Source organism: Planococcus sp. CAU13 (assembly GCF_000775575.1).
Taxonomy (GTDB): domain Bacteria; phylum Bacillota; class Bacilli; order Bacillales_A; family Planococcaceae; genus Planococcus.
In genome coordinates this window covers 1-9,388 of the sequence record NZ_JRGN01000180.1, presented here as the reverse complement: position 1 = coordinate 9,388, position 9,388 = coordinate 1, and the positions used below count along the sequence as shown (strand labels likewise).

Annotated in this window: 11 protein-coding genes and 1 riboswitch; of the genes, 5 read left to right on the top strand and 6 right to left on the bottom strand. The window is 46.7% G+C overall.

Features of this window, described 5'->3' with window-relative positions:
- Positions 1-99: 99 nt before the first annotated feature.
- Positions 100-1,215 carry a GGDEF domain-containing protein gene (locus KW93_RS16925; RefSeq protein ID WP_052131513.1) on the bottom strand — a complete coding sequence of 372 codons (1,116 nt, stop codon included), beginning with the start codon at positions 1,213-1,215 and terminating at the stop codon, positions 100-102.
- Positions 1,216-1,451: 236 nt separating this feature from the next.
- Between KW93_RS16925 and KW93_RS07790 the strand changes: the two genes are divergently transcribed.
- From KW93_RS07790 to pgeF, 4 genes are all read left to right on the top strand, one after another.
- Positions 1,452-2,147 (top strand): Na-translocating system protein MpsC family protein, encoded by a 696-nt coding sequence (locus KW93_RS07790; RefSeq protein WP_052131512.1) that lies wholly within the window; start codon positions 1,452-1,454, stop codon positions 2,145-2,147.
- A gap of 71 nt (positions 2,148-2,218) precedes the next feature.
- Positions 2,219-2,926: a Na-translocating system protein MpsC family protein gene (locus tag KW93_RS07785; protein ID WP_033542429.1), complete on the top strand. Its 708-nt coding sequence runs from the start codon at positions 2,219-2,221 to the stop codon at positions 2,924-2,926.
- 164 nt (positions 2,927-3,090) lie between these two features.
- Positions 3,091-3,390 carry a KGG domain-containing protein gene (locus tag KW93_RS07780; protein WP_033542428.1) on the top strand — a complete coding sequence of 100 codons (300 nt, stop codon included), beginning with the start codon at positions 3,091-3,093 and terminating at the stop codon, positions 3,388-3,390.
- A 92-nt stretch (positions 3,391-3,482) separates the two neighbouring features.
- Entirely contained in the window at positions 3,483-4,244 is a 762-nt protein-coding gene (gene pgeF / locus KW93_RS07775; protein WP_033542427.1) for a peptidoglycan editing factor PgeF, read from the top strand.
- A gap of 172 nt (positions 4,245-4,416) precedes the next feature.
- Here pgeF and thiW read toward each other — a convergent pair whose 3' ends face one another.
- From thiW to tenA, 5 genes are read right to left on the bottom strand one after another with little or no spacing between them, the layout of a single operon-like run.
- Positions 4,417-4,905 carry an energy coupling factor transporter S component ThiW gene (gene thiW / locus KW93_RS07770; protein WP_033542426.1) on the bottom strand — a complete coding sequence of 163 codons (489 nt, stop codon included), beginning with the start codon at positions 4,903-4,905 and terminating at the stop codon, positions 4,417-4,419.
- On the bottom strand, positions 4,902-5,588 hold the full coding sequence (gene thiE, locus KW93_RS07765) for a thiamine phosphate synthase (RefSeq protein WP_152602435.1): 687 nt from the start codon (positions 5,586-5,588) through the stop codon (positions 4,902-4,904). Before thiE ends, thiW begins: the two co-directional genes overlap by 4 nt.
- Complete coding sequence (gene thiD, locus KW93_RS07760) at positions 5,536-6,369, bottom strand: bifunctional hydroxymethylpyrimidine kinase/phosphomethylpyrimidine kinase (RefSeq protein ID WP_081986960.1); 834 nt, start codon at positions 6,367-6,369, stop codon at positions 5,536-5,538. Before thiD ends, thiE begins: the two co-directional genes overlap by 53 nt.
- Entirely contained in the window at positions 6,345-7,157 is an 813-nt protein-coding gene (gene thiM, locus KW93_RS07755) for a hydroxyethylthiazole kinase (protein ID WP_052131511.1), read from the bottom strand. The genes thiD and thiM overlap by 25 nt, the downstream gene beginning before the upstream one ends.
- Entirely contained in the window at positions 7,147-7,842 is a 696-nt protein-coding gene (gene tenA / locus KW93_RS07750) for a thiaminase II (RefSeq protein ID WP_033542424.1), read from the bottom strand. The genes thiM and tenA overlap by 11 nt, the downstream gene beginning before the upstream one ends.
- An 88-nt stretch (positions 7,843-7,930) precedes the next feature.
- A riboswitch (TPP riboswitch) is annotated at positions 7,931-8,033 on the bottom strand.
- Positions 8,034-8,445: 412 nt separating this feature from the next.
- Between tenA and KW93_RS07745 the strand changes: the two genes are divergently transcribed.
- Positions 8,446-9,321, top strand: coding sequence for an aminoglycoside 6-adenylyltransferase (locus tag KW93_RS07745; RefSeq protein ID WP_033542423.1), 876 nt, complete (start codon positions 8,446-8,448; stop codon positions 9,319-9,321).
- The last annotated feature ends 67 nt before the right edge of the window (positions 9,322-9,388 follow it).

The following is a 9,388-nucleotide window of genomic DNA, read 5'->3' as shown; positions in this document are numbered from 1 at the left end:
GAAGAGCTGGGCCGCTGGAGTCTGGACAGCAAAAAGCGCAAGCGCCCGTCCGGACAATAAAAAACACCATTCCGCCAATCGACGAAACGGTGCATTTTTTCATACATTAACTTTATAGCTGCGGTTATGCTGGATCCGGTTTTTGCCGCTCCGTTTTGCATCATATAAAAACGCATCCGCCTTTTTGAAAAACTCGCTTTTTGACAGGCCGAAATAATAATTCTGCAGTCCTGCACTGATGGTGACAGTGCCTCCAGCGATTTCCGGATGCACCAATTCGGCGATCGCCACACGGATTTCTTCCAATTTGGCCAGCGTCTCTTCAAACGTTTTATCCAAAAAAATGACGGCAAATTCCTCACCGCCGTAGCGCGCTACGATATCATGGGGGCCGGAATTCCCGAAAATGACTTCCGCCACGCGCTTCAGCACGGCATCGCCCGTACTGTGGCCGAAGTTATCATTGATCATCTTAAAATTATCGATATCGATAACCGCCAATTGCAGATGGATTGCAGACTGCTCCCCCTGCTGGACAAGCAGATCGAGATAATTCTGGAATGTTTTGTGGTTATAGAGCCCCGTCAATGCGTCCGTTTTCGACAAACGGTCCATCACCCGGTTCTGAATCAGCAGCTCTTCCTCTTTTTCCGCTGCCTGCTGCAGAGTGGAAAGCATTTCTGCGCCTCGTTCAATGACTGCCAGATAAACGATATAGCCTCCGACCACGATGAACGGATAGGCAAAGAATTCGTACGGGGTCATGGCTTCCTGAATATCCGGACTGATTATATAAATTATAAGAAGCGCGACAAAATTGATCAGAAAACTGACGGTTAGCTTGAATTTATTGAGGTAAATCAGCGAAATCGCCATCGGCAGCAGCAAAACAATCTGCAGCCCCGGCAATCCCGGGTTGGAAAGAATCATCACCACGGCAAGTAGGGTGCCCGCGAAAAAGAGAATATAAGGAGTGTAGATTTTCAGAACTTTGACCATAAACCAGCAGATCACCATGATTGCCAGAATAAAAGCTGTCGGCCAGATCATGCGCAGCGATATATACTCTTCTATATAATAGGAATAAAAAAAGAATGTGACAATCAGGCCGACCAGCTGGCCGCCAATGGCGACGATGGACAGCAATCCGTAAAAATAAAGGATTTTTTTCGCCCATAATTCGTAATCCATTCCTTGCTGATGCGCCTTTTCCATAGGCTCCCTCCTTCCGTCTTCATTCCGTAATCTTTACTTTCATTCTATCAGTAAATTTCAGGAATAATATACTAGGTTCATGAGAATATTTTTCGTTTTTTCCTTTAGCACCACTGATTTAATCAATTTCTTATTACACCCGCAATAATAACAGAGTTTTCTAGCTATTCCCGGTCAACAAGCCTATACTTGATGGAATGCAAGTAACTAAAGTGTTTGGAAGAGGAGTGTTTCTGATGGAAGAACGTGTTGATTTCACGAATGATCTGGCGCGCTTTACCTATCATTTTCTGGAAAATCATTTCGGCGAAAGCCCCGCCTCCCTTGAAATATTCAATAAACCGCCTTTCACCCTTATCCACCTTCAGGGATTTTTGATGCCTTCCGAAAAACTTCTGCTGCAAAAAGATAAATCCACTTACGTTATGGAAACCCGCGACCTGCTGATGCAATCACTCAAAGCGGATTTCATCCAGGAATTCGAAAAAATCACCAACAAAAAGACCGTTGAATTCTACGCCGACTGGAACCTGGAAAATGAGAGCGGCATGTTTCTTGCCGTCTCGGATCAGGAAGTTCTACCGGCTGATTTCGAATGGCCGGCCGGAACAGAAGCCGAGTCGGTTCACGAAATCATAAAACTCAACAGCCAGCGGACACAAAAGCTGCCTGACCAGATCAATTATTTTTGGCTGGCCGATAATTTATTGGTCATCGAGCGGCAGGGCATCCTGATTGATATTGAAAAGCAGCTGATTGCCAATGGAGTTATGGAAGAATTGCGCCTGGCGAAACGCCCGCTGGAACATCGCATCATCAAATTGTTCAATCTCCAGCCTTATTTAAATGGAACGATCAAGGAATTATATGTCGACTGGGATTTCAAAATGGACAAAGGCTATATGGTCCTGTTGATGGAAAAAGACAACTGATCTGCCGGACAGCTTGCCTTAAGCAGTTTCTGCCCTATATGCCATGCTCTGCAGGAAAGGGGGAAATCCCCATGACGAAAGAAAAAACGGTCCAATCTGAAATAGGCGGCTATATTTCCACGTTGCTGCGAAATCATTTTGGAAAAGGCCCCACATCTGTATTCGTAACGATCAAACAGCCTTATATCGTTATCCACTTCCGGGGGTTTGTCGCACCTATGGAAGCCGTTCTGCTGAAACAGAACGAATGGAAACGTGTACTGGAAACAAGGGACCTGCTGATCAACGAACTGAAAGACGATATAAAAGAAAGCCTTCGGCGCATCGCGAAACTGGATGTCCGGGAATTCTACGCAGACTGGGATCTCGATAAAGAAACCGGTTTGCTGATCGGTGTATCAGATGAAAAAGTCAGTGAAGCGGATTTTGACTGGCCCGATGATATCGATCAAATCGCTTTTGATCAGAAAATCGCCAAAGCCAGCGAAAAAGCGGAAAAGAAACCCGGGTCGCTGCAAAGCTTTTGGCTCAATGACCGGACCATCCTCATCCGAAAAGCTGAGATCCTGGTCGGCATTGAAAATGCCCTGATTTCTGAAGGTTATGCCGAAATCCTTAAATTGGTGAAACGGCCGCTGGAACGCAAGCTGCTGATGGAAGCACGCCCCGAAAAGATTTTGGGCCGCAATGTTATCGAAATATTCCTGGACTGGAATTTCAAGGAGGATATCGGCTATATCGTATTCATGCTGGAACCCATGAAAAAAGTGAACCCATAACAGACTCGCTTTTGGCGGGTTTTTTCTTTATGTAAAGCTTTTTACCTTGATAGAAGGTGGGAAATATTACAAGTAGTTAACAAAGCGATTACTTCGGTTTGCGAAGATATTAACCGGGTAGAAATAAGGTGTAACACCCAATATACTTAAAGGAGGAGTTAGAAATGGCAGACAAGAACAACGACAACAAAATGAGTCGCGAAGAAGCAGGTCGTCTTGGAGGAGAAGCTACATCCAACAGCCATGGACAGGAATTCTACGAAGAAATTGGGCAAAAAGGCGGAGAAGCCACTTCTCAAAACCACGGCAGCGAGTTCTATGAAGAAATCGGCTCCAAAGGCGGAGAGAACAGCAACAGTGGCGGCAACAACTCTGGAGGTAATAATTCCGGAGGCAACAAGATGAGCCGCGAAGAAGCCGGTCGCAAAGGCGGACAAAACAGCAGCGGCGGAAACAATTCGTAATGGCATAATCTATAGAAAAAAGGGAAGCCCTGTGCTTCCCTTTTTTCTATACAATAAATTCTGCCTCTTATATAGTAGAGACAGGTGATGAGATGAAAACAAAACTTTATGTCAACTCGGCGAATCTGACAGCCGGGCTAACGATGAAAGATGCAGCGGAATTCGAACATAATAATATGGCGCTTCATGCCTGTGATGACCTTTCGCTGATTGTGGAAAATCGGCGGAAGCTGGCGGATTTCCTTGGGTTTACCGTAACGGATTTCGTATGCGCCAATCAGACGCACAGCGCGAATTTTTACCGCATCGAATCGGCTGACAAAGGACGCGGTTCGACCGATATCGAACATGCGGTGGCGGACACCGACGCCCTTTATACCTTTGAACCGAATATTGTGCTATCCACTTTCGCAGCTGATTGCGTACCGGTCCTTTTGTACAATGAAAAGAAAGGCCTCATCGGCGCCGTCCATTCCGGGTGGCAAGGCACTGTCAAAGAGATCACTTTCAAGCTTTTTGAGCGTCTGAAAAATGAAGAAAAGTGCAACCCTGAAGATTTCCATGTCCAGATTGGCGCGGCGCTGAGCCAGGAGAAGTTTGAAGTCGATGAAGACGTCTATTTGAAATTCCGGGCACTCGGCTATGCCGACGATTTTATGTATTTTAATGAAGGAACCGGCAAATTCCATATCGATAACCAGCTGACTGTCAAAAAGCAATGTGAACTGGCGGGCATTCCTTCCGGCCACATTTCAATCGACCGCACATGCACGTATATGAATCCGTATGGGTTTTCGTACCGCGAAGACAGGAAAGCCGGCCGGCATATGGGCTTTATCGTAAGAAGGGCTTGAGCAGAAATCTGCTCAAGCTCTTTTTTCAAGTGATTTTTGCGGAACGCGCATAACTTTTTTTAATCGTGCGTATTTCTAATTAATCGCGCATAAGATTTTCTAATCGCGCACAAATCATTTTAATCGCGCGTAAACTCATATTGCGCCTCTCTATTCCGCACCCATCCATTTTCTAATACAATAAATCCCTGGCTTTTGTTTTCTCCAATCTGTACATCAGCACAACTCCCAATAGGGCTCCGCTGACACTCGACACGATAAACGGCGGCATGAAGAAAAACGCGGCCGTTTCAGTGCCCATCAAAAGTTTGGCATAAGGCACCGCCACAAGTGATGCGATAATGCCGGTACCGATGATTTCGCCCACGGCAGCAAATCCGATGCGCCCCGACAATTTATATAGGACCCCTGCAAGCAATGCGCCGATCATACCGCCTGGAAATGCCAATAGCGACCCAGTGCCTGTCAGCACCCGCACGGCACCTGTCACAAACGCTATCGCTACGGCAGGGATTGGGCCGAAAAGCACCGCTGATATGACATTGATGGCATGCTGGATCGGATAGGCCCGTGCGATTCCTGCAGGAAACCACACAAATGCTGAACCTGCCACCGCAAGCGCTACAAACATCGACATTATGACCAGTTTTTTGGTATTCATATCATTACCCCTGTATACGAATTTTTGAAATTGGCAATTTGCCAGGCGATATCATCCGCCTCCGACAAAGCTGAAATGACTGCAACACCGCATGCGCCGGCCTGCCACACCGCCCCAGCATTTTGCGGCGTGATGCCGCCGATGCCAAAGATCGGCACTTCAGGAAAATGGCTGATGACTTCTTCGATGCCCGCTGTGCCTGCCGGACGTTTGGCATCCGCTTTTGAACGTGTCCCATAAACGGGGCCCATGCCAAGATAATCCGCTCCGGCATCAATGGCGATCCGAGCTTCTTCCAGCGAATGCACGGAAACACCCAGTATTTTCTCTTTGCCGATCAACGCCCGCGCCTGGCCGACATCCATATCATCCTGTCCGATATGGATACCATCAGCATCGATTGCGAGCGCCAAGTCGACATCGTCATTGATTAGGAAAGGAACTTTATACTGCCTGCATAATTCCTGGCAATTCTTTGCGAATTCCAGCAAATCCTGCCCCTGCAAAGCTCCCGCACCTTTTTCGCGAAGCTGGAAATGAGTGATGCCTCCCCGCAAAGCCTCTTCCAATACCGATAAAGGGTCCTTCCCTAAAGCATTCTGCGTTCCCATGATGAAATAGACAGAAGGTTTATCGAACAACCTGCACATCCCCTTTTTCTGCAAATTGACGGAAAGCTGCATGGTTCGTAGGGCCGTGTCCTGCCCCGATATGCAATTGATGCGTAAGCGCCGCCTGGATAAACCGTTTTGCCGTCTTCACTGCATCCTGCAGCGGTTGATCCTTTGCCAATTCAGCTGTCAAAACTGCGGAAAACGTGCAGCCGGTGCCGTGCGTCTGTTGCGTGTGGATGCGTGCAGAACGCAGCACAAATGATTCACCGTTCTGATCGAGGCAATAATCTTCCGCAATCAGCGGATTGTCGGCATGCCCCCCTTTGATGACGACGGCTTTCGCTCCAAAAGCGAGAATCTGTTCCGCCGCTTTTTTCCGGTCTGCCGAATTATGGATTTCCAGGCCGCTCAGCATTTCCGCTTCCGGGATATTCGGTGTAATGACCGCTGCCAGCGGCAATAACAGTTTGCGCATTGCCTCGAGCGCTTCTTTCTGCAGCAAAGTTGCACCCCCTTTTGCAATCATTACGGGATCCACCACAAGATTTTGCCAGTTGTGCTTTTCGATCCCCGCTGCCGTTTCAGCGATGATTTCAGCATCGAAAAGCATACCAGTTTTCACCGCGACAATGTCAAAATCCGAACCAATTGCATCAATTTGCGCTTTCACCGCTCCGGCAGGCATTGGGTAAACGCCGTGCACGCCGCATGTATTCTGCGCCGTTACCGCTGTAATGGCCGATGTCCCGAAAACACCGAGCTCCTGGAACGTCTTGATATCCGCCTGTATGCCCGCTCCGCCGCCGGAATCCGAACCCGCAATCGTCAATACCTGCTTGATCGCTGCCACAGCACATCCACTCCTTTCCCTTGTTCAAAATCGACACCGTTTTGCTCAATCTCCTTGCCGAATAAAATATCAAGAAACTTCTCGCGGAAGCTGCCGGGTCCTTCTGAAGAGACTGCCGCTTTTTTACCGGCTTCCCCGTAAAACTTGAGAGCTTCGATTACCCCAGTTGTCGGGTCGGCAGGAGATACTGCCGTAAAAGCGGCTGTTACGGCGCTGAGCAGGCAGCCCATGCCGGTTACAGAACTCATCAGCTCTGTACCGCCTGTGATCTTCTCCACCCGTGAACCGTCAGCCACAATATCGGTTTCGCCAGTCACTGCCACCACCAGGTTATGTTCTTTTGCCACCCGGGTCGCCACTTCCTCCAGATCGATATTGCCTTCACCTGCATCGACACCTTTTGACGCCCATTCCACTCCGCCGATTGCAGCCAGTTCACCTGCGTTGCAGCGCAGCACCTGAACATCGATTTCCCTTAAAATCCTCTGCACGGCCTCTTTCCGAAAAGCGGTCGCTCCCGCTCCAACCGGGTCCAGAATTACTGGGATCTTTTGTTTATTCGCCTGTTTCCCTGCAAGCAGCATACTGTTCAGCGTGTCTTTATTCAACGTACCGATATTCAGTGACAATGCTCGTGAAATGGCGACAAGTTCCTCCACTTCCTCTTGTGCCTCGCCCATGATCGGTGAAGCCCCTATGGCCAATAGCCCATTCGCCTGAAAATTCGATACGACGTGATTGGTGATGCAATGAATGATCGGATTTTCGCTCCTGATTTTATTGATCATATCCCACACCTTCCTTTACTTGCGCCGGCAGTTCCCACGTCTCCATCGTCCAGGCCTGCTGCCAGAAATTCCACTCGTAATAGCTGCTGCGGCGGAACCGGTCCTTCAATTCCTGCCGCCGCTCCGCCGACAGCCCTTCCGCCAGCCGGTCCATCCGATTGATCTGCTCCTGCACCAATTCACCAAACCATTCCGAACCATACGTCTCGATCCACCGATCGTAAATCGGATGATCAGGCTCGGCATCTTTCAAGCGCTCCCCGATTTCATAATAAAGCCAGTAACACGGCAGAATTGTCGCCAGCACATCCGCCAGATCCCCTTCCATCGCGCGGTACATATGCGAGACATAAGCATAGGCACTCGGCGACGGTTCGAATTTTTTCCAATCATCTTCCGTTACCCCGAGCATGCCCATAAATGATTCATGGAGCGCCATTTCCGCCGCGCATGTCTGCTCGGCATGATGCGCAAAGCTTTTTGTCGTGGCGAGGTCCGGTGCCTTGAGTGCGCCGACCGCCTGCATCTTTGCAAAATTCGTCAAATAATAAGCATCCTGCATGACGTAATAGCGGAATATCTCCACCGGCAAACGGCCGTCCGCAATCCCTTTCACGAACGGATGATCAAAACTCGCCTGCCATAGCCCCTCGCATTCCTGTCGCACTTCCTGTGTAAATTTCATCTTCTCCAGCCCCTTTCAGGCAAAATAAAATACCGCTTTCCAGTAAAGGAAAGCGGCAATCATATACGCAAAGGAATAGAGAAATCCGGCATACGCTCGCCCACTTCCCTCCGCTGGTATGATCCAGATCAGGTTCAAAGGGTCCGAGCGCTGCTCGTCTCAGCCGGTAACCGGCTCCCCCAGTGGTGCATGTATTCAGTTGTTCCCCAAAAGATTATCACATCGTCTGAAAAATCACAAATATAAAATGGCATGATGCGAAAACCACCTGCACAGCTAATTTCCGCCACTTACCCATCATTCAGAACAGAAAGGAGATTTTTCGCTTATCATTTTTTGCAAATTAATAGTTTCGATTAATAGTTATTTTTAAGAATTTCCAAAAGGTCAGTAACTTTAAATACAGAGGTCAATAGTCATTCTAAATCTTTAATATATGTATTAAAACTTCCGATAATCTGATGATATGTAAATTCCCTTAAATTTATTAGATTAAGCATTTAAAGTTGAATATTCATTGAATACTTGTAACAATTAATTTTAATATTAACTTCCATTTCAATACATATAGCTATTAGAGATAAAAACAGGGGGCGTTCTAAGGTGAGATGCGAAAGTGAAATGTTAGACTTGATTCTAGCCAAAGCAATAGAAAACGAAAATATCCGGCTGGTAGAATTGAATGGTTCTCGGGTAGATCCTCAAGCTAAAACAGACCCATTTCAAGACTATGACATTGTTTATTATGTGGAAGACATGCAACCTTTTTTAAAAAATCATTCTTGGGTGGACTATTTTGGGGAGAGAATCTTGATGCAAATGCCAGACCAAATGGTGGTTCCTCCTGCAGATAAAACCAGACAAAGCTTTTCTTATTTAATGCTTTTTACAGATGGCAATCGAATTGATTTAACATTAACCCCTGTAACACTCTTAAAAGAAAGTTTGAATATAAAGGAACCTCGTAAAATTTTATTGGATAAAGACGATAGAATCAACACTGTTGCTATCACGAGCGAAAACCCATACTTAATTTCTAAACCTGACCAGAAGGCGTTTAATGATTGTTCGAATGAATTTTGGTGGGTAAGTACATACATTGCCAAGGCGTTATGGCGCGAGGAACTCACGCTTGCTAAGTATCTCATGGAAGGGCCTGTAAGAGATATGCTATTAACGATGTTAAACTGGCATGTTGGCGTCCAAACAGAATTTACGGTCAGCACGGGAAAAGGCGGAAAACATTTAGAACAATATTTGGAGAAAGATTTGTGGCATAAGTTAATTCTTACTTATCCGAACGGAAATTATACAAGTATGTGGAAAGCACTATTTAACATGTGCACTCTATTTGAAGAAGTTTCAGTAGAGATTGGACAAGAATTGAATTTTGAGTTAGCTGATTACAAAAAGAATGTACTGAATTATTTAAAGCATATTGAAAAGCTACCGAAAAATAGTGCCCTTATTTACGGTTAAAATATTTACCGCTGTGACATAAAAAAGAGGAAGAATTAAACCGTTCGTAAAAGTACACTTTTACGAA

Excerpts from the sequence above, each read along its gene's own strand:
- KW93_RS16925 (WP_052131513.1), bottom strand. The coding sequence starts at position 1,215 with ATGGAAAAGGCGCATCAGCAAGGAATGGATTACGAATTATGGGCGAAA.
- KW93_RS07790 (WP_052131512.1), top strand. The coding sequence starts at position 1,452 with ATGGAAGAACGTGTTGATTTCACGAATGATCTGGCGCGCTTTACCTAT.
- KW93_RS07785 (WP_033542429.1), top strand. The coding sequence starts at position 2,219 with ATGACGAAAGAAAAAACGGTCCAATCTGAAATAGGCGGCTATATTTCC.
- KW93_RS07780 (WP_033542428.1), top strand. The coding sequence starts at position 3,091 with ATGGCAGACAAGAACAACGACAACAAAATGAGTCGCGAAGAAGCAGGT.
- pgeF (WP_033542427.1), top strand. The coding sequence starts at position 3,483 with ATGAAAACAAAACTTTATGTCAACTCGGCGAATCTGACAGCCGGGCTA.
- thiW (WP_033542426.1), bottom strand. The coding sequence starts at position 4,905 with ATGAATACCAAAAAACTGGTCATAATGTCGATGTTTGTAGCGCTTGCG.
- thiE (WP_152602435.1), bottom strand. The coding sequence starts at position 5,588 with ATGCAGCTTTCCGTCAATTTGCAGAAAAAGGGGATGTGCAGGTTGTTC.
- thiM (WP_052131511.1), bottom strand. The coding sequence starts at position 7,157 with ATGATCAATAAAATCAGGAGCGAAAATCCGATCATTCATTGCATCACC.
- tenA (WP_033542424.1), bottom strand. The coding sequence starts at position 7,842 with ATGAAATTTACACAGGAAGTGCGACAGGAATGCGAGGGGCTATGGCAG.